The following is an 18,636-nucleotide window of genomic DNA, read 5'->3' as shown; positions in this document are numbered from 1 at the left end:
TATACTCCTAGCAAGTATCCTGATGGTAAGTGTGCAGGAAAACAAGCGGAAGAATGAGCAGGAAACCAGGTAAGTTGGCAAGAATATAAATCGGCAAGGATTGCATGCCGCATCAAGTGTTGTTCAGGGAACGGCTTATTAATCGTTTTGCTTAGGAAATTAATCGAAAAGGGAGGCGATCCTCAATGCCTTTTTCCATGCCGAGCCCCATGTTTGTAGATTATGACGATAGAAAATCCAGCTCCGCTTGCTGAAGATAGATGGCTGGATCGGATGTACCGCCGTTTCTATGGCGGTTGCAGTACTGCGGGATATGCCTGCGGTCACGTGCTGCGCGTTATCCTGAAAACGGTGGCAGTTTGCTACTTCCTGTTTTGTGCCTTGTTCCTGAGCTTGCGCTATGGCGTGTTGCCGAACATTGAGCACTACAAACCCCAAATTGAAAAAATGGCCGGCACCGCTATCGGCCGGCCGGTTGGCATATCCTCCATCCAGGCATCCTGGAAAGGCCTGAACCCTACTTTGGAACTCGGCAATGTCGTGTTGAAAGACGAGGGAGGGAAAAATGCTCTGGTATTGCCACAAGTGTCCGCCACCTTGTCATGGTGGAGCCTGTTTGCAGCGGAGCTGCGTTTCGAAAATATAGAAATAGTTAAACCTGTCCTCGATCTGGAGAGGCAAACGGATGGCCGTATCTATGTAGCCGGATTCTTCATCGACCCGAAAAAGCAGGGTGACGGCAGCGGGCTGGATTGGGTGCTGTCGCAAAAACAGATCGTGATACGCGACGGTTCGGTCATCTGGTCCGACAAGCTGCGTGCAGCGCCTGAACTCGCACTGACCGGCGTGAACCTAATGCTGAACAACCAGTGGCGGCATCACAAGTTTGCCGTGAAGGCCACGCCACCCGCGGCACTTGCTGCACCGGTGGATATACGCGGCGATTTCCAGCATCAGGTCTTTTCCAGAAAGATTTCCGATTTTTCTACATGGAAGGGCGAACTGTTCGCCGACCTGCAACAGACCGATCTTGCCGCATTAAAAACCTATTTTGATTATCCCATCGATCTGCAAAAAGGTTTCGGCACTGTGCGTGCGTGGGTGAAGCTGGACCGGGGGCATGTGGACGAATTGACTGCCGATGTCAGGCTGGCGGATGTGACGGCGCAATTCCGCAAGGATTTGCCTGTGCTGGATATGGCCCAGGTCAAGGGACGCGTGCTTGCCAGTGAAAGACAAAATCGCAACAAGAAGTTCCTGTCGGCGATTTTTGGCGATGCCGGCCACTCGCTGGCGTTGATTGATTTTTCCATGCAAACGCGTGACGGTACCGTATTGCCTGCCACCACGATACAGGAAAATTTTATCCCGGCACAAAACGGCCAGCCGGAAAAAGTAGAACTGTTCGCCAAGCTGCTGGACCTGCAAACCTTGGTCAATTTTGCCGAGCATCTGCCTTTGCCGGGCGACCAGCGTCAACTGCTGCTCGATTTTGCACCCCAAGGGCAGTTGAAGGACTTTAGCGCTAAGTGGCAGGGAAGTTATCCTGCTGTCTCCTCATATAGCGTTAAAGGATCGTTCGTCAATTTGTCGATGAAGCCGCAAGCCGCCCGCTTGGCACGGGCTAAGACGGCGACTGAGTCTGCAAAGGCCGCCGTTCCGGCCTTGCCGGGTTTTGATAACCTGTCGGGCAGCGTTGACGCCAGCGACAAAGGGGGAAGCTTCACGCTGGACTCTTCCAAGCTGGCTTTTCAATTGGGCGGCTACTTTAGCGATCCAGTAATGCCTTTCGATAAATTGCAAATGCAGGCGAAGTGGCAATTTGAAGAAAAGGATAAACTGCTGCTGCAGGTCAACCAGCTGGATTTTGAGCAAGAGGGTATGGTCGGCTCCTTCAGCGGCAAATATCTGACTTCGCTGCGTTCGGCCAAGGACCAGCATGTCAGCGATATCGACGTGTCGGGAAAGCTGAGTGGATTTCGCATTAACCAGATTGATAAATTCATCCCGCTGGGTGGGGATGAGCATTTACGCGGCTGGCTGACTGGCGCCTTGCTGGGCGGCCGTGCCGACGATGTCAGTCTGCGCCTCAAGGGCGATCTGGCCCATTTTCCTTTTGCCGCAGCCGACAGCAAAGGCAATCACAAAGGCGAATTTCTCGTCAAGGGTAGTATCGCAGACGGCGTCCTCAATTTTTCTCCGGGTAACTTTGCCGAAGATGGGAAGTCGCCTTTCTGGCCTGTCATCGACAATATCAAGGGCAGCTTCCTATTCGAGCGGGCCCGGATGGAAATTCGTGCCGACACCGCCACCACGCTGGGAGCCGACCTGAGCAAGGTGCTTGCCGTCATTCCCGATCTGGCGCATCCAAACCAGATGCTGAGCGTGGACGGCAATGCCAGCGGTAATTTGCAAACCATGGTGCAGTATGTAAATGCCAGTCCTGTCAATGGCTGGCTGGGGCATTTCCTGCAAGAGAGCAAGGCCGCAGGCGGCGCGCAGCTGGCACTCAAGCTACAACTGCCGCTTAGCCATCTGATTGACTCCAAAGTGCAGGGCGGTTTGCAGTTCGCGAACAATGACGTTGCATTGATTACAGGCCTGCCTCCGCTGACGATGGTCGCCGGCAAGCTGGAGTTCAATGAAAAAGGCGTGAACCTGAATACGCTGAAAGCGAACTTGTTGGGTGGGGTAGTAACAATCACCGGCGGCACGCAGAAGGAAGGGTTTATCCGTATCAAGGCAGATGGCGTCGCTACTTCGGATGGCTTGCGCCGGGCCTTCCCTGGCACGCCGGTAGAAAAGGTGGCGGACCGGATTGCAGGCTCTACCCGCTATGGCGTGACCATCAATGTCCGGAAAAAGCAGCCGGAAATCATCGTCGAATCTTCTTTGCAGGGCCTGGCGCTGAACTTCCCTGCGCCATTGCGCAAGTCCGCCAATGAGTATCTGCCGCTGCGTTTTGAAATGAATCCGCTGGCTTCGAATGATCCTGCGTTGTGGCGGGATGAAATCCGGATAGGCCTTGGTTCTTCCATGTCCGTGCGTTACTTACGCCAGAAGAACATAGAGAAGAATACCGCGTGGCAGGTCGTGCGCGGCGGCATAGGAGTGAATACGCCAGCGCCCGAGCCGGATAGCGGGCTGACTGCAAATATCGACTTCAAATCCTTGAACGTGGATGAATGGACCAGCCTCGTCAGTTCTGTGGCGGTGGCGCCGGTAGCTACGGTTGCCGAGTCGCCGGGCACGCTGGCGCTGGAACCGGTAAAGCTGGATATCTCTGCCTACGTTGAGCCGGATGTGTTGGCGGCCAGGACATCGGAACTGCTGGTGATGGGCAAGAAGCTGGACAATGTCGTGGTCGGCGCCTCGCATCAGAAAGGAAGCTGGCAAGCCAATATCGATTCTACCCAGGCATCCGGCTACGTGACCTGGAACGAGGGCAGCAATGGCCAGGGCATAGGCAATGTGACGGCACGGCTCAGCAATATGATCATTCCGCAATCGGCGGCCTCGGATGTGACCGATTTGCTGGAAGGGAAAAATACTTCATCGCAGATCCCTGGTCTGGATATCGTTGCCGAGAATTTTGAACTGTTTAATAAAAAGCTGGGCAGGATAGAACTGCTGGCGAGTAATGCCGCAATTCCGAATGGTCGCGAGTGGCGCATCAACAAGCTGTCGCTGAAAAATTCCGATGCGGAATTGCGCGCCAGCGGCAAATGGATGACGGGCACCGGCGATGGTGTTACCAGCCTGACCTATGCACTGGATATTGCCGATGCCGGCAAATTGTTGGGACGCATGGGTTTTGCCAATGTACTCAAGGGTGGGCATGGCAAGCTGGATGGCGATGTGCACTGGAACGGCTTGCCGTTTGCGATGGACATCCCTAGCATGAGCGGACAAATACAATTGGAATTGGCTGCTGGGCAGTTCCTGAAGGTTGATCCGGGTGCCGCGAAATTGCTTGGCGTGTTGAGCCTGCAGTCGCTGCCGCGCCGCCTCACACTGGATTTCCGTGACGTATTTTCCGAGGGGTTTGCGTTTGATGCGATCAATGGCGGCGCTCTGATACAGCAGGGTGTGCTGAAAACTGATAATCTTAAGATGCGCAGTGTCAATGCAACTGTGCTGATGGACGGTAGTGCCGATATTTCCAAGGAGTCGCAAAACCTGCATGTGGCGGTGATTCCGGAAGTGAATGCCGGTACCGCCTCGGTATTGTATGGGCTGGCGGTAAATCCTGTCATCGGCCTTGGTACCTTCCTGGCACAACTTTTCCTGCGCGACCCACTGGCCAGAGCCTTTACTTTTGAATATCAGATTACCGGACCATGGAATGATCCGACGGTGACCAAACTGGATGGCAAGCTGAGTCCGCAATCTTCATTGAAACAGGCCAGGGCGGACAGCAAAAATTTTTAGACAGCCCGGCAACCAAGCCAGCCGATGCGTGAGGAAATATAATGAAAGTTGCAGCGATACAGATGATTTCCACTCCGGTGCTGGAACAGAATCTGGCAACGGCCAGGCGTCTGATGCAGCAAGCGGTGGATGGCGGGGCAGGTTTGCTGTTGCTGCCAGAGTACTGGCCCATCATGGGCATGCAGGAAACCGACAAGATCGCGCTGGCGGAAACGCCGCAGCATGGCGTGATCCAGGATTTCATGGCCGATGCGGCACGCTCGCTGGGTGTCTGGCTGATAGGCGGTACGCTGCCCATGGCCTCCGGGGACCCTTCCAAGGTGCTGAATACTACGCTGGTCTATAACCCGGCCGGCGAGCAGGCCGCGCGTTACGACAAAATCCATTTATTCGGCTTTACCAAGGGCGAGGAATCTTATCAGGAATCCAGGACCATCACGCCCGGCAAGGATGTGGTGAGCTTCGATGCGGGTTTCGGCAAAGTGGGTCTGTCGGTTTGCTACGATTTGCGTTTCCCCGAGCTGTATCGGGCCATGGGCGCGTGCAGTCTGATCGTGGTGCCGGCCGCATTTACCTATACGACGGGACAAGCGCACTGGGAGATACTGCTGCGCGCCAGGGCAGTGGAAAACCAGTGCTACGTGCTGGCATCCGCGCAAGGCGGCAAGCACCCTAACGGACGCCGTACCTGGGGCCACAGCATGCTGATCGACCCGTGGGGTGAGATTATCAGCGTGCTGGATGAAGGCGAGGGCGTGGTTGCAGGCGAGCTGAAGCTCGATTACATGGACAAGGTGCGTGAAAATTTACCGGCACTGAAGCATAGGGTACTGGCCTGAATGCCGGTCAACTGCAGCAAATGACAGTAAATGCAATTCGCCGTCCTTGTTTGTCTAGTGTCCTGTTCCGTAAGTTCGTCGCAAACTAAAAGTGACGAAATCGGATCGAAGCAAGGAAGAAAACACAGCAAGGATGAATCCTTGCGAGTATTTCTGACGTAGTGCTCGGTTCGATTCTCGTCATCTTTTATGCGACGAATTTATGGAATAGAGCACTAGTACGCATCCACCTATATATGTTCTACAATCCTGTATTAGCTATTTTTCAGCAATGACATTCTTGAAATAAAGATTACTATGAATCAATACGAACCGACCCTGCGTCATCTTGCCATCGCCCGTGATATTTTGCTGACCCCGTTTGGGCTGGATGAGAGCAAGCTGAATCAGGCGCTGGCGTCGATGTTCAGCCATAAGGTGGATTACGCCGACCTGTACTTCCAATTCACCAAGAGCGAAGGCTGGAGCCTGGAAGAAGGGATAGTCAAGACCGGTAGTTTTTCGATAGACCAGGGCGTTGGCGTTCGTGCGGTGTCCGGCGACAAGACAGCCTTTTCCTATTCGGACGAAATTTCCGAGCGTGCCTTGCTGGATGCGGCAAAAGCCACGCGCACGATAGCCCGCCAGGGAGCAGGCAAGATCAAGGTGGCATCGCAGATGCACAATGTGGGCGGTCGCGCCTTGTATCTGCAGGATGATCCGCTGGCTTCGCTGGACGCCAATGCAAAAGTGAAGCTGCTGGAAAGACTGGAAAAAATAGCCCGAGCCAAAGATCCGCGCGTAGTGCAGGTGATGGCCGGTCTTGCCGGCGAATACGACGTAGTGCTGGTCGCGCGCAGTGACGGCGTTATCGCTGCCGACATACGTCCGCTGGTGCGTGTATCGTTGACGGTGATCGCTGAACAGAATGGCAGGCGTGAAATGGGTTCCAGCGGCGGCGGCGGCCGTTACGACTATTCGTACTTTTCCGATGAACTGCTGGAAAAATATGCGGATGAGGCTGTTAAGTCGGCACTGGTCAACCTGGATGCCCGGCCGGCCCCTGCAGGTCCGATGACGGTGGTACTTGGCCCTGGCTGGCCCGGCATACTGCTGCACGAAGCGATAGGCCATGGACTGGAAGGCGATTTCAACCGCAAGGGATCCAGCACCTTCTCCGGCCGTATCGGTGAACGCGTTGCCGCCAAGGGCGTGACTGTGGTGGATGACGGCACTATTGCCGATCGCCGCGGCTCGCTGAATATGGACGACGAAGGCAATCCTACCCAATGCACGACCCTGATCGAGGATGGCATCCTGAAAGGCTATATCCAGGATACGATGAATGCACGGCTGATGAATATGCCTGTTACCGGCAATGCAAGGCGTGAATCCTTTGCCCACTTGCCTATGCCGCGTATGACCAATACCTATATGCTGGCCGGCGACAAGCATCCTGAAGAGATTCTGGCTTCTGTGAAGAACGGTTTGTTTGCAGTCAATTTCGGCGGCGGCCAGGTGGATATCACCAACGGCAAATTTGTGTTCTCTGCCAGCGAAGCCTACATGATAGAAGACGGCAAGATCACGTATCCGGTCAAAGGCGCAACCCTGATCGGCAATGGTCCGGAAGTGTTGAACCGGGTATCCATGATAGGCAATGACATGCGTCTGGATTCCGGCGTAGGTGTATGTGGCAAGGAAGGGCAGAGCGTGCCGGTCGGCGTGGGACAGCCGACCTTGCGCATAGATGGTTTGACCGTGGGCGGCACTGCTTGATCGCTCTGTGATCACTGTTTGGCCGCTTGTTGATTGTCCGTTTTTCGTTTGGCCGGTGTCACATATAAACGCTTGCCAAACGTAAAAATTTGAGGCAATATGAGTTCAGACCTAATTTTATGCACTAAAAAATGACTTTTGCGCGCTTTTATTTCTTCTTTTACTTTAGCTATTCCAGCCCAACGGCGGTGGAGAAGCGGCAGGCTCACGTAAAAGCAGTAAGTTAAAGAGAGCCAAACCAAATTCTTAAAAACCGCCAGGAATGGCGGTTTTTTTTTGACCATTTAATTTTTGAAAATGCACAGGAGAGAACATGCTAAGGACTGACGATCTACGTATTCGGGAAATGAAAGAACTACTTCCACCTTCGCACCTGATCCGCGAATTCGCCTGTTCAGAGAAAGCGGCCGGCGTTGCAGCAAATGCGCGTACCGCCTTGCATCGCATCCTGCATGCGCAGGACGACAGGCTGATGGTCGTCATCGGACCTTGCTCCATCCACGATACCAAGGCGGCGATGGAATACGCGCAGCGCCTGGCTGTTGAGCGCGAGCGCCTGTCGGCCGACCTGGAAATCATCATGCGCGTGTACTTTGAAAAACCGCGCACCACGGTAGGCTGGAAAGGCCTGATCAACGATCCGTACATGGACAACAGCTTCCGCATCAATGACGGCCTGCGCACTGCGCGCGAGCTGCTGCTGAACATCAATGAACTGGGCTTGCCGGCCGGCACCGAGTACCTGGACGTGATCAGCCCGCAGTACATTGCGGATCTGATCAGCTGGGGAGCTATAGGCGCACGCACGACAGAGTCGCAGGTCCATCGCGAACTGGCTTCCGGCTTGTCCTGCCCTGTCGGCTTCAAGAACGGTACAGACGGTAATGTGAAGATTGCTGTCGATGCGATCAAGGCCGCGTCACAGCCGCATCACTTCCTGTCAGTGACCAAGGGCGGCCACTCGGCGATCGTGTCAACTAACGGCAATGAAGATTGCCATATCATCCTGCGCGGCGGCAAAACTCCTAACTACGATGCTGCCAGCGTGGAAGTCGCCTGCAAGGATATCGCCGCAGCCGGCCTGGCGGCACGCCTGATGATAGATGCGTCGCATGCGAACAGCTCCAAGAATCCGGCCAACCAGATTCCTGTCTGTGCGGATATCGCATCGCAAGTCGCCGGTGGCGATACGCGCATTGTCGGCGTGATGGTGGAGTCGCACCTGGTGGCGGGCCGCCAGGATCTGGTGCCCGGCAAGGAACTGGTCTACGGACAGTCCGTGACCGACGGCTGTATCGCCTGGGAAGACAGTATCAAGGTGCTGGACGGTCTGGCAGAAGCAGTAAGGCAGCGTCGCCTGAAAGACCGCGAGTAGCCAGGGGCCTCGTCAGAGTTCTCAGAAGCGCTTGGTCAGCACCATTTGCTGGCCATTGCGCTGCATATCCATGCGGTTCAGGAAAGACATGCCGAGCAGGATGATAGGCAGGCCGGATTCCTGGACCATGGCATCGATCTGATGCAGTTCAACGTCGCCGATTTTTACGGTATCCAGAGTCACTTTATAGACATTGATGACGCCGTTTGCCGTACTGGCGCGGCCCATCTGGCCCTTTTTGTAGTCTATCCCCAGCCTGGCGGCTTCCGATGCCGGTAGTGCAATCAGGCTGGCTCCGGTGTCGACCAGCATGCTGACACCGCCGCCGTTGATCTGGCCTTTCGCCACAAAATGACCCTGTATGTCCGCCTGCAGCGTCACGCTGGAACTGCCGCCCGATGCGGCTGCATGGTGGACATACTGCCCCATCGTCAATACCTGGCGCTTGCCGTTGGTGTCTATCGTGGCCGTATTGTTATCCGCTGCCACCAGTTTGACACCTTCGGCGAGCTGGCTGCCGACTGAATAAGTCTTTGGTGACCTGTCATCGATGACCAGCACAGCCTTGCCCGGAAACAGGCCTACCACGCCTATGCTGGCAGCCTGGGCAGAAGCAATGCAGGCTGACAGGCAGGCCAGTGCCAGTGCGAGAAGGGATTTCATCCGTTCAGTGGTGTCGATGGAGAGGGGTTAATGCTTAGTCGCGGAAATTATTGAATTCCAGCGGCAGGTCGGCCACTTCCTTGCGCAGCATCGCCATCGCTGCCTGCAGGTCGTCGCGCTTGGCGCCTGTCACGCGTACGGCGTCCCCCTGGATGCTGGCCTGTACTTTCATCTTGCTGTCCTTGATGATGCGCACGATCTTTTTGGCGGCTTCGGTTTCGATGCCGTTTTTGATCTTAATGACTTGCTTGACCTTGTCGCCACCGATTTTTTCTATTTTGCCGTCATCCATGAAACGCACGTCCACATTGCGCTTGACCAGTTTGTTGGTCAGTACGTCGCGTACCTGGTTGAGCTGGAATTCGGAATCGGCATAAGCGGTCAGGTCGCGTTCTTTCTGTTCTACGCGGGCGTCGCTGCCTTTGAAGTCGAAGCGGGTCGTGATTTCCTTGTTGGCCTGTTCAACGGCATTCTTGACTTCGACCATATTGGCTTCTGAAACGGTATCAAATGAGGGCATGGCATTTCCTTGCTAAATAAGACATTACAAAACATCATAAAACATCAAAATATGACAGTATTTTAACTCAGCTAGGTATAATTCTGCGCTTATGACTACCTTACTGTCTTTGCAGACCGACTATCCTTTGCAGAAGCTGAACAGCTTCGGTATTGATGCTTACGCCCAGGAATTCCTGAGCATAGACAATATTGCGCAGTTGCACGCGCTCAGGGCGAATGCCGCATTGGCCAGCATGCCCAAGCTGATACTGGGCGGCGGCAGCAATCTGGTTTTGTCGGACAGGGTGCCCGGCCTCGTGGTCAAAATCTCGCTGATGGGGAAAGAAGTCCTCAGCGAAGATGATGAGCATGTCTATGTGCGTGCCGAAGCCGGTGAAAACTGGCATGCGTTTGTGCGCTGGACGCTGGAGCAAGGCTACGGCGGGCTGGAAAACCTGTCGCTGATTCCAGGCACGGTCGGCGCTGCGCCCATCCAGAATATCGGTGCCTACGGATTGGAGATGCAGGATGTCTTCCATTCGCTGGATGCTTTTGACCTGAGCACAGGCGAGGTGCTGACGATGCGGAAGGCGGCTTGCCGCTTTGCCTATCGCGACAGTATCTTCAAGCATGATTACAAGGACAAGATGGTAATCCTGGGCATAGTGTTTGCGTTGCCGAAGAAGTGGATACCAAAACTGGATTATGCCGACGTGGCGCGCTATCTGGCGGACAAGGAAATCGCCTCTCCCACACCGCTGGATGTAAGCAATGCAGTCATCGCAATCCGCCAATCCAAGCTGCCGGATCCTGCCGTCATCGGCAATGCGGGCAGTTTTTTCAAGAATCCTATTGTCAGCGCAACTTTGCGTGACGAGCTATTGCACTCTTATCCCAAGATGGTCAGCTATCCACAGCCGGGCGGCGATTACAAGCTGGCGGCGGGCTGGCTGATAGAGGAGTGCGGCTGGAAGGGCAAGAGCCTTGGCAGTGCAGGCGTGTATGAGAAGCAGGCGCTGGTGCTGGTGAACCTGGGTTGCGCTACCGGTGTGGAAGTGCGGCGGCTGGCGCAACAGATACAGCGCGATGTGCAGAAAAAATTTGCCGTCAGGCTGGAAGTCGAGCCGGTCTTTGTATGAAGGCGGACGATCTGCAACGGAGGATCGCCGCGCTTGCTTTATCCGGCGGCGGCTCGATAAAGCGGATTATCAATAACGCGGATTACAAAAAGTGGCAGACGTAATCCAGCATTTCTACTGTTTCTATATCAAACTTTGAATTGCCCGGCACATTGAATTGCTGGCCGGCGCTGTATTCATTCCAGTTTTCTTCTCCTTGCAGACGGATGCGGCACTTGCCCGCATTGACTTCCATCAGCTCTGGCGCGCCGGTATTGAATACCAGGCTGGAAGGAAAAATAACGCCTATGGTTTTCTTGCTGCCATCCGCGAACAACACGGTATGTGAAACGCATTTGCCGTCGAAGTAAATATTGGCCTGCTTAACGACGCTTACCTGATCGAATTGTGTAGTCATATTCTTTAAGTAGATAAAAAAACAGCCCGCATCCTTTAAGGAGCAGGCTGATTGTATGTGCCGATAGAGGGAATTACTGGCCGCGTTTTGCGCGGGCATTCGCTGCGATACGCATGCGCAGCGCGTTCAGCTTGATAAAGCCGCCGGCGTCGGCCTGGTTGTAGGCACCGCCGTCTTCGTCAAAGGTTGCAATATTCATGTCGAACAGCGAATCGGTTTTGGAGTCGCGCGACACGGTGATCACATTGCCTTTGTACAGTTTCAGGCGTACCCAGCCATTGACCGTTTGCTGTGTCTGGTCGATCAAGGTTTGCAGCGCGACGCGTTCAGGCGCCCACCAGTAGCCGTTATAGATCATCGATGCGTAACGCGGCATCAGGTCATCCTTCAGATGCGCTACTTCGCGGTCCAGGGTGATCGATTCGATCGCGCGGTGCGCGCGCAGCATGATCGTGCCGCCAGGTGTTTCATAGCAGCCGCGGGATTTCATGCCGACGTAGCGGTTTTCCACCAGGTCCAGACGACCTATGCCGTGCTTGCCGCCCAGGCGGTTCAATTCTGTCAGCACCGCGGCTGGCGACATGCGTTTGCCGTTCAGTGCAACGATATCGCCTTTCTCGAATTCCACATCCAGGTATTCAGGTGCATCCGGCGCCGCTTCAGGGCTGACGGTCCAGCGCCACATCGACTCTTCGGCTTCCGCACTTGGGTTTTCCAGATGGCGGCCTTCAAAACTGATGTGCAGCAGGTTGGCATCCATGGAGTAAGGAGCGCCACCGTTTTTATGCTTCATGTCGATATCGATGCCGGCGTCTTCTGCATATTTCAGCAGTTTTTCACGCGACAGCAAATCCCATTCACGCCAAGGGGCGATGATCTTGACTCCTGGCATCAGCGCATACGCACCCAGCTCAAAACGTACCTGGTCGTTACCCTTGCCGGTCGCACCGTGGGAAATAGCATCTGCTCCGGTTTCGCGGGCGATTTCTATCAGGCGCTTGGCGATCAGCGGACGCGCGATGGACGTGCCCAGCAGGTATTCGCCTTCATAGATGGTGTTGGCGCGGAACATAGGGAATACGAAGTCGCGCACGAATTCTTCGCGCACGTCGTCGATATAGATGTTTTCAGGCTTGATGCCGAACTTGATCGCCTTCGCGCGCGCCGGTTCCAGCTCTTCACCCTGACCGAGGTCGGCGGTAAAGGTGACGATTTCGCATTGATAATTATCTTGCAGCCATTTCAGAATGACCGAAGTGTCCAGACCGCCCGAGTAGGCGAGTACTACCTTTTTGATGTCGCTCATGATTCACTTTCCGATATTGCAGTATGGGTGTTGATTGTTCAGTTTCAGCGCAATTCCAACGCAGAGCCGGGCTGCGCCTGCCTTATTGTTTCTCTTCGATTTTTCCGACTACCAGGTATTCCAGCAGCGCCTTTTGTATGTGCAGGCGATTCTCCGCTTCATCCCAGACTACCGATTGCGGTCCGTCGATGACACCGGCCGACACTTCTTCGCCGCGGTGGGCAGGCAAGCAATGCATGAACAAGGCGTCCGGTTTGGCGCGGGCCATTTTCGCTTCATCGACGATCCAACCGTCGAAGGCTTTCAGGCGTGCCTGGTTTTCTTCTTCGTAACCCATGCTGGTCCAGACGTCGGTGTTGACCAGGTCAACTCCTGCGCAGGCATCCGACGGATTATCGAACAGCGTGTAATTCTTGTTGGCCGGGTCGACCAGTTTTGCATCCAGGTCATAGCCCTTGGGCGTGGACACATTCAGGTGGAAGCCGAATACCTGTGCAGCCTGCAGCCAGGAGTAAAGCATATTATTGGCGTCGCCTATCCACGCAACGGTCTTGCCGGTGATGGAACCGCGGTGCTCGACGTAAGTAAACACGTCGGCAAATACCTGGCAAGGATGATGTTCATTGGTCAGGCCGTTGATCACGGGCACGCGCGAGTTGGCAGCGAAACGCTCTATGATGTCCTGGCCGAAAGTACGGATCATGATGATGTCGCACATGCGGGACATGACCTGGCCCGCGTCTTCCACCGGCTCACCGCGGCCCAATTGGCTGTCGCGGGTGTTCAGGTAGATGGCGGCGCCGCCGAGTTGATGCATGCCGGCTTCAAAGGACAGGCGGGTACGGGTCGAATTTTTTTCAAAAATCATGACCAGCGTACGGTCCAGCAGGGGGTGGTAGGTGTCGTAGTTCTTGAACTTGCGCTTGATGACTCGAGCTCTTTCCATTACATACTCGAATTCGTCGCGCGTAAAATCAGAAAACTGCAAGAAATGTTTGATAGCCATAAATAGAATCGGCAGCAAAATACCGCCGCCGTTTGAATATAGTTGCTTTGGACGCATCTCGCGCAGACCAGCGAGAGCTATTCGATTATAAGGGATTTATTTAACTCTCTGACATTTAATTTAGCCCAACAAGAATTTGCCCAAAGTAGATTTGTTTAAGATCAATAGTTTCGGCTATTTATTAAATGTTATTTGGCGTAAGTCCTTCGCCTTATTTGCAGGCCAGGCAGAGAAATTCTTGTGGTTTTGTTCACTACAATCCATTGAAATTTTTACATCTGCTCTCCATAATCAATTGATATCGCCTCGGATTCCTTTCCTTGAAGACCGGCAACCGCCGGTGCTATAGCGAGGCTTGCCAGATTCTTAAAATGATACCGCCTGCAGCAGAGGCGATTGGATGGTCTTGCCTTTCAACTTGTCTGGATATACATGCTTATCGAGCGCGATTTTCCCATGGAAAAGCTCTTGAAGTCGGCTGCGGGTCTTGCTGCTGGCCGGGGTGAGCTTGTCTTCATCCTTGGTGAGGCCGGCATAGGCAAGACTTCGCTGCTCAATGAGTTTACGGCGCGCCTTGGGCGGGATTGCCTGATATTGAAGGGCGCATCCGAGGCATTGTTTACCGCCCGCCCCCTTGGCCCTCTTAGGGACATGGCGCAAGACATGGGGGATGAGCTGATTTCCCTGCTGGAAGAGCAAATTGACTCCGCGCGCCTGTTTCCCAAGATACTGGATCATCTGAAGCAGGCACCGCGAGCCATCGTCATGATCTTTGAAGACGTGCATTGGGCGGATGAGGCGACGCTGGATTTGTTGAAGTATCTCGGGCGCCGGCTGGCCAGTGTTCCTGCCCTGTTGATAGCGACCGTCAGGACCGACGAACTTTCTTCCGACCATGCCATCTGGCAGGTTATCGGCGATATTCCTTCTCATCTGGTGGCGAGGATCATGCTGCAGCCGCTGTCGCCGCAAGCCGTCGACGAGATGACGAAAGCGGCAGGAAAAGATTCCGCCGGGCTGCACCTTGTGACGGGAGGAAATCCTTTCTTTGTGACCGAATTGCTGGGCGGCCAGGCCTTGTCGGAAGGCGGGATACCGGCATCGATACGGGAGGCGGTATGGGCACGCGTTTCTCGCCTTGGCGGATCGGAGCAACAGCTTCTGGAAATGATCAGCGTTATTCCCGGGTCTGTAGAGCAATGGCTATTCAATATGCTGGCCGGCTCCGAGGCCGGCATATTGCTCGATACCTGCCTGAACCGCGGCATTCTGATTGAGGACGAACATGGTCACATCCAGTTTCGCCATGAACTTGCGCGCCAGGCGGTGCTGGAGCGTTTGTCTGTTTCCAGGCGGCGTGCTTTGCATGCACGCGTTCTGCTTGCTCTGGAAACCTACGCCGCGAGTGGCGGCAAGCCGGAGTTGACGCGGCAGGCCCACCATGCTGCCGAGGCGGAAGATATTGCCCGGCTGCTTGATTTTGCTCCACGCGCCGCCAGCGAGGCAGCGCGGCTCGGAGCGCACAAGCAAGCGGCCGCATTGCTCGCCAGGGCGCTCAAATTTGTCAGCCATGTTTCGGCGCCGGTTGCTGCCCAGTTTTACGAAGACTGGGCTTACGAGCAGGGACTGTCCAGTATTGATGATGCCGTCATCCATGCAAGGGGAAAGGCGCTGGAACTTTGGCGCAGTCTGGGACGGACTGACAAGACGGGCCTGAACCTGCGCTGGCTATCCCGGCTGCATTGGTATCGGGGGGAGTCGGAACTGGCGAACCGTTACAGTATGGAAGCGGTGGCTGAGCTGGAAGGGCTGCCAACCAGCGCCGGCCTTGCGATGGCCTATAGCCTGCGGTCTCAGCACTATATGCTGCAGGATTGCCCGGAGGACGCGATATCGTGGGGGCAGCGGGCAATCACTCTGGCGCAGGAGCTGGGCGATGTAGAGACCCAAGTGCATGCGCTGAATAACGTAGGCACGGCGATGCTGTTCAGCGGCCGGGAAGAGGGCAAGCCTATGCTGGAGCGCAGCCTGGAACTCGCCTTGCAGCACGACTTTCATGAGCATGCGGCCCGGGTCTATACCAATTTTTCCGAATATGCAGTGATCTTCAAGCAATTTGACCTGGCAGACCGTTTATTGGAAGAGGGGATTGCCTTCGATGAATCGCACGACCTGGATGCATGGACTTATTATCTGGTCGGCTGGCAGGCGCAACTGCGCATGGAGCAAGGGAATTTCCGCGATGCAGAGGCAATTACCCGGCGCGTGCTGAGCCTTGAAAAGCTGAGCCTGGTCATGCGCCTGCCCGCACTCACGGTGCTGGGCAGGGTCAGGGCGCGCATAGGCGAGCCGGACGGTTTGAATTATCTGCAGGAGGCCCTTGATGGCGCTTCGGCGACCGGCGAAATCCAGCGTATCGTACCGGTTCGGCTGGCATTGGCCGAAGCAGCATGGCTTGCTCAGGATGAGGCTGCTTGCCGGAACTGGCTGGAGTCGCTGGCCCAGTTTGACCTGTCCGGCCTGGATCCATGGCACAAAGGCGAGATCCTCGCCTGGCATCGCCGCACCGGCCTGCTGTTTCCTGCGTTGGCCACAAATCACAGCGTGCCTGCGGTCATGCAGGCTGAGCTTGCCGGTGATTTTCTGGCGGCTGCCGATATCTGGCTGACGCTAGGCCTTCCGTTCGAGGCGGCACTGGCTTTGCTGCATGTCGATGGGGAAAGGGCGGAAGAAAGCAGCATCCAGGCAGCCACGCTGTTCAGCCAGATAGGTGCGCGTACTGGTGTTTTGCTGGCGCGCAAGCGGGCGATGGAGCTGGGCGTGGGCCATAGAGTGCCGAAGGCAAAACGCGGCCCTTATTCAGTTGCTCGCCAGCACCCGCTAGGATTAACGCAGCGCGAAGAGCTGGTCTTGAGCCTGATTGTCGAGGGCTTGAGCAATGCAGAAATTGCCCGTCGCCTGAGCCGCTCATCGCGTACGGTGGAACATCATGTTTCTACCTTGTTTAATAAAATCGGCGCCAGTAGCCGGCTCGATATACTGGCCCGTGTCAGCAAGCAGCCTGACCTGTACTTCTATCCTCCTGCCGGCCACCGCTAAGTTATTTCTTGCACATCCTTGCACATCCTTGCGCATTGTCATGCCGGTGCGGAGTTTTCACCTTCGACCACTGTTTCCAAAATTAGGTGCTACCAATCCGAAAATTAGGTATCCCTACCGATATGCAGCCTGACAGTATTGCATAAAATGAATCACGTGATTGTTCTTTTGCTAATTGATTGCTCTTTGCAGGGGTGCGTGAAACTTTGCGCAATCCGTCTTCAATAAGCCGTTTTTCCAGTGCGATCACCACTATTTTTCAATAGTCCAGTTTCATTTTTTTGTGCATACCCATGGAGAATAAACATGAAAACGCTAGCCTTAATTTCGCTGTTGACAGCGCTATCCGCCACGCAGCTTGCCCAGGCCCAAACTGAATCAGCTTCGGACACCGTCACGATTTCCGCGCGGGAACCAAAGATTGAGCTTCCTGGCAAGTTTTACAGAATGCTGCCGGAGGAATTCAAGTACTACAAGCAAGCTTACTCATTATCAAACGGCAAGACGCTGTCGTTGTTCAGCCGGGGCCGCAGTATGTTTGCCGAGATCAATGGCCAGCCTGCCCATGAAATAGCCGCGATCACCTCGAACTCTTTCATTGCATTGGATCAAAAGCTTAAAATGACGATACAGCTTCTTGATAACGATGAGGTCCGCGGCGAGTTGCTCATGCTGGTTCCTTCCGAGCAGGTGGCCGGTCAAGCTGGTGCCGGCGAGAAAATGGTAGTCGTTGGTTTGCATTAAATGGCACCGGCGAATCGGCTGCACGGGCCTTCGGCCAAGCTTGAGCCTGCTGCGGCGGCGGAAATAGCGGCGGAAGCGGAAAGACAAGGCGCAGCGCACGCCTTGATTCCTCAGTGTGGCAGCCCTAATAGCCTATGGTCTGTGCCGCTTCGTGCACCAGTTGCTCAAACAAGTCATGCCGCATTTCTGCAATTTCGCCTGACTTGACGGCTGCCAGGATAGCGCAGCCGGGTTCGGCATGGTGATGGCAATTGTAGAATTTGCAGTGCCCCAGGTGCGGCAGGAATTCCGGGAAGGCCCGTTCCAGCATGCCTTCGCTCAGATGGTGCAGGCCGAACTCCTGGAAGCCCGGCGAATCAATCACCGCAGATGATGCGTCCATCTGATACAGCCTGGTAAAGGTGGTCGTATGTTTGCCGGTATCCAGCGCAGCAGAAATTTCGCGTGTGGCAATTTCGGCGTCGGGAATCAGCAAATTAATCAGCGAAGACTTCCCCATGCCGGACTGGCCGATCAGGATCGTGCTTTGTCCCTGCAGCAGCGCCAGCAAAGTGGCACGGGTCTCATCCGGTGTGGCGGTGACAGAGACTTCATGCACTGGATAGCCCAGGCTGCGGTACAAGGCAACCCGCTCCCTGGCTCGCGGCAGGAGTTCGGTGACGTCGGTCTTGTTCAGGATGATATGCGGCTTGATACCGGAGGATTCGGAAGCGACCAGCGCACGCGATACCAGGTCGTCGGCAAAGCTGGGCTCTGTCGCCACCACGATAAACAATTGCGTCAGGTTGGCTGCCAGCATCTTGGATTTGTACTGGTCCGAGCGGTAGAGCAGGGTTTTGCGCGGTGTGATTGCCTCTATCACGCCCTGGTTCTTGGATGTGAGCTGATACTCGACAATATCACCGACGGCGACATCGCTCTTCTTGCCGCGGGTGACGCAATGCAGCTTGATTTCCTCCGCCTGCACCAGATAGTGGCGGCCATGGGCCGCAATCACGGTGCCGAGTTGCTTCTGTACTGTTGCCATCAGCAGAACGTCTGCTGGTGAACAGTGTCCACCTTGGCGGCGCAAATGAAATCATTTTCCGAGATGCCGCCGCGTCCGCCATTGACGGTATGCGTATCGAATTTCACGACACAGCGGTTGTAGGTCACAACCAGCTCCGGATGGTGGTCTTCCACATGGATCACATAGGCGATCGCATTCACGAAGGCCAGTGTTTCATAATAATTCTTGAACTGGTAAGTCTTGACGATGCGTGGGCCTTGTTGTTCCCAGCCCGGCGTCGCTGCCAGATAGATGGGCAGGCTGGCATCGTCCAGTCCGGTTTCTGTGTGCTGGCATTTTTTTGCCAGCAGGTCTGAAGTCTTGATCATG

15 protein-coding genes are annotated in these 18,636 nt (G+C 55.0%); 7 read left to right on the top strand and 8 right to left on the bottom strand.

Features of this window, described 5'->3' with window-relative positions; genetic code table 11:
- Positions 1-222 precede the first annotated feature (222 nt).
- The 3 genes from IEW12_RS10155 (at position 223) to tldD (ending at position 7,028) form a co-directional block, all read left to right on the top strand.
- Complete coding sequence (locus tag IEW12_RS10155; protein WP_229751030.1) at positions 223-4,431, top strand: YhdP family protein; 4,209 nt, start codon at positions 223-225, stop codon at positions 4,429-4,431.
- 41 nt (positions 4,432-4,472) lie between these two features.
- Positions 4,473-5,270 (top strand): carbon-nitrogen hydrolase family protein, encoded by a 798-nt coding sequence (locus tag IEW12_RS10150; protein WP_188565949.1) that lies wholly within the window; start codon positions 4,473-4,475, stop codon positions 5,268-5,270.
- 297 nt (positions 5,271-5,567) lie between these two features.
- On the top strand, positions 5,568-7,028 hold the full coding sequence (gene tldD / locus IEW12_RS10145) for a metalloprotease TldD (RefSeq protein WP_188565948.1): 1,461 nt from the start codon (positions 5,568-5,570) through the stop codon (positions 7,026-7,028).
- An 11-nt stretch (positions 7,029-7,039) separates the two neighbouring features.
- Here the strand turns inward: tldD and IEW12_RS10140 are convergent, their stop codons facing one another.
- Entirely contained in the window at positions 7,040-7,312 is a 273-nt protein-coding gene (locus IEW12_RS10140) for a hypothetical protein (protein WP_188565947.1), read from the bottom strand.
- Between the two features lie 29 nt (positions 7,313-7,341).
- Between IEW12_RS10140 and aroG the strand changes: the two genes are divergently transcribed.
- On the top strand, positions 7,342-8,403 hold the full coding sequence (gene aroG, locus IEW12_RS10135; RefSeq protein WP_188565946.1) for a 3-deoxy-7-phosphoheptulonate synthase AroG: 1,062 nt from the start codon (positions 7,342-7,344) through the stop codon (positions 8,401-8,403).
- Between the two features lie 21 nt (positions 8,404-8,424).
- Here aroG and IEW12_RS10130 read toward each other — a convergent pair whose 3' ends face one another.
- Complete coding sequence (locus tag IEW12_RS10130) at positions 8,425-9,066, bottom strand: retropepsin-like aspartic protease family protein (protein ID WP_188565945.1); 642 nt, start codon at positions 9,064-9,066, stop codon at positions 8,425-8,427.
- A gap of 34 nt (positions 9,067-9,100) precedes the next feature.
- Positions 9,101-9,586, bottom strand: a complete 486-nt coding sequence (locus IEW12_RS10125) for a YajQ family cyclic di-GMP-binding protein (protein WP_188565944.1) — start codon at positions 9,584-9,586, stop codon at positions 9,101-9,103.
- 91 nt (positions 9,587-9,677) lie between these two features.
- On the opposite strand from IEW12_RS10125, the gene murB reads away from it, so the two are divergent.
- Positions 9,678-10,706: a UDP-N-acetylmuramate dehydrogenase gene (gene murB, locus IEW12_RS10120; protein WP_188565943.1), complete on the top strand. Its 1,029-nt coding sequence runs from the start codon at positions 9,678-9,680 to the stop codon at positions 10,704-10,706.
- A gap of 82 nt (positions 10,707-10,788) precedes the next feature.
- Here the strand turns inward: murB and ppnP are convergent, their stop codons facing one another.
- From ppnP to argF, 3 genes are all read right to left on the bottom strand, one after another.
- Positions 10,789-11,103, bottom strand: coding sequence for a pyrimidine/purine nucleoside phosphorylase (ppnP, locus tag IEW12_RS10115; protein WP_188565942.1), 315 nt, complete (start codon positions 11,101-11,103; stop codon positions 10,789-10,791).
- 73 nt (positions 11,104-11,176) lie between these two features.
- Positions 11,177-12,409, bottom strand: a complete 1,233-nt coding sequence (locus IEW12_RS10110) for an argininosuccinate synthase (protein ID WP_188565941.1) — start codon at positions 12,407-12,409, stop codon at positions 11,177-11,179.
- An 82-nt stretch (positions 12,410-12,491) separates the two neighbouring features.
- Positions 12,492-13,415, bottom strand: coding sequence for an ornithine carbamoyltransferase (gene argF, locus IEW12_RS10105; protein WP_188565940.1), 924 nt, complete (start codon positions 13,413-13,415; stop codon positions 12,492-12,494).
- A 432-nt stretch (positions 13,416-13,847) separates the two neighbouring features.
- Between argF and IEW12_RS10100 the strand changes: the two genes are divergently transcribed.
- Both IEW12_RS10100 and IEW12_RS10095 read left to right on the top strand, forming a co-directional pair.
- Positions 13,848-16,514, top strand: coding sequence for an ATP-binding protein (locus IEW12_RS10100; RefSeq protein WP_188565939.1), 2,667 nt, complete (start codon positions 13,848-13,850; stop codon positions 16,512-16,514).
- A 306-nt stretch (positions 16,515-16,820) separates the two neighbouring features.
- Positions 16,821-17,258 (top strand): hypothetical protein, encoded by a 438-nt coding sequence (locus tag IEW12_RS10095; RefSeq protein WP_188565938.1) that lies wholly within the window; start codon positions 16,821-16,823, stop codon positions 17,256-17,258.
- A gap of 124 nt (positions 17,259-17,382) precedes the next feature.
- Here the strand turns inward: IEW12_RS10095 and rsgA are convergent, their stop codons facing one another.
- Positions 17,383-18,285 carry a ribosome small subunit-dependent GTPase A gene (gene rsgA / locus IEW12_RS10090; RefSeq protein WP_188565937.1) on the bottom strand — a complete coding sequence of 301 codons (903 nt, stop codon included), beginning with the start codon at positions 18,283-18,285 and terminating at the stop codon, positions 17,383-17,385.
- Positions 18,285-18,635, bottom strand: coding sequence for a 4a-hydroxytetrahydrobiopterin dehydratase (locus IEW12_RS10085; RefSeq protein ID WP_188565936.1), 351 nt, complete (start codon positions 18,633-18,635; stop codon positions 18,285-18,287). The genes rsgA and IEW12_RS10085 overlap by 1 nt, the downstream gene beginning before the upstream one ends.
- Position 18,636 lies beyond the last annotated feature (1 nt).

Origin of the sequence: Parundibacterium terreum (genome assembly GCF_014636315.1) — a bacterium.
Classification (GTDB): domain Bacteria; phylum Pseudomonadota; class Gammaproteobacteria; order Burkholderiales; family Burkholderiaceae_D; genus Undibacterium; species Undibacterium terreum.
The sequence above is the reverse complement of the archived record's forward strand: the minus strand, read 5'-3'. Positions and strand labels throughout refer to the sequence as shown.

Bases quoted from the DNA above. Each gene is read 5' to 3' on its own strand.
- IEW12_RS10095 (WP_188565938.1), top strand. From the start codon at position 16,821: ATGAAAACGCTAGCCTTAATTTCGCTGTTGACAGCGCTATCCGCCACG.
- murB (WP_188565943.1), top strand. From the start codon at position 9,678: ATGACTACCTTACTGTCTTTGCAGACCGACTATCCTTTGCAGAAGCTG.
- IEW12_RS10100 (WP_188565939.1), top strand. From the start codon at position 13,848: ATGCTTATCGAGCGCGATTTTCCCATGGAAAAGCTCTTGAAGTCGGCT.
- IEW12_RS10155 (WP_229751030.1), top strand. From the start codon at position 223: ATGACGATAGAAAATCCAGCTCCGCTTGCTGAAGATAGATGGCTGGAT.
- IEW12_RS10110 (WP_188565941.1), bottom strand. From the start codon at position 12,409: ATGAGCGACATCAAAAAGGTAGTACTCGCCTACTCGGGCGGTCTGGAC.
- tldD (WP_188565948.1), top strand. From the start codon at position 5,568: ATGAATCAATACGAACCGACCCTGCGTCATCTTGCCATCGCCCGTGAT.
- IEW12_RS10130 (WP_188565945.1), bottom strand. From the start codon at position 9,066: ATGAAATCCCTTCTCGCACTGGCACTGGCCTGCCTGTCAGCCTGCATT.
- rsgA (WP_188565937.1), bottom strand. From the start codon at position 18,285: ATGGCAACAGTACAGAAGCAACTCGGCACCGTGATTGCGGCCCATGGC.
- IEW12_RS10140 (WP_188565947.1), bottom strand. From the start codon at position 7,312: ATGGTCAAAAAAAAACCGCCATTCCTGGCGGTTTTTAAGAATTTGGTT.
- IEW12_RS10150 (WP_188565949.1), top strand. From the start codon at position 4,473: ATGAAAGTTGCAGCGATACAGATGATTTCCACTCCGGTGCTGGAACAG.
- ppnP (WP_188565942.1), bottom strand. From the start codon at position 11,103: ATGACTACACAATTCGATCAGGTAAGCGTCGTTAAGCAGGCCAATATT.
- argF (WP_188565940.1), bottom strand. From the start codon at position 13,415: ATGGCTATCAAACATTTCTTGCAGTTTTCTGATTTTACGCGCGACGAA.
- IEW12_RS10085 (WP_188565936.1), bottom strand. From the start codon at position 18,635: ATGATCAAGACTTCAGACCTGCTGGCAAAAAAATGCCAGCACACAGAA.
- aroG (WP_188565946.1), top strand. From the start codon at position 7,342: ATGCTAAGGACTGACGATCTACGTATTCGGGAAATGAAAGAACTACTT.
- IEW12_RS10125 (WP_188565944.1), bottom strand. From the start codon at position 9,586: ATGCCCTCATTTGATACCGTTTCAGAAGCCAATATGGTCGAAGTCAAG.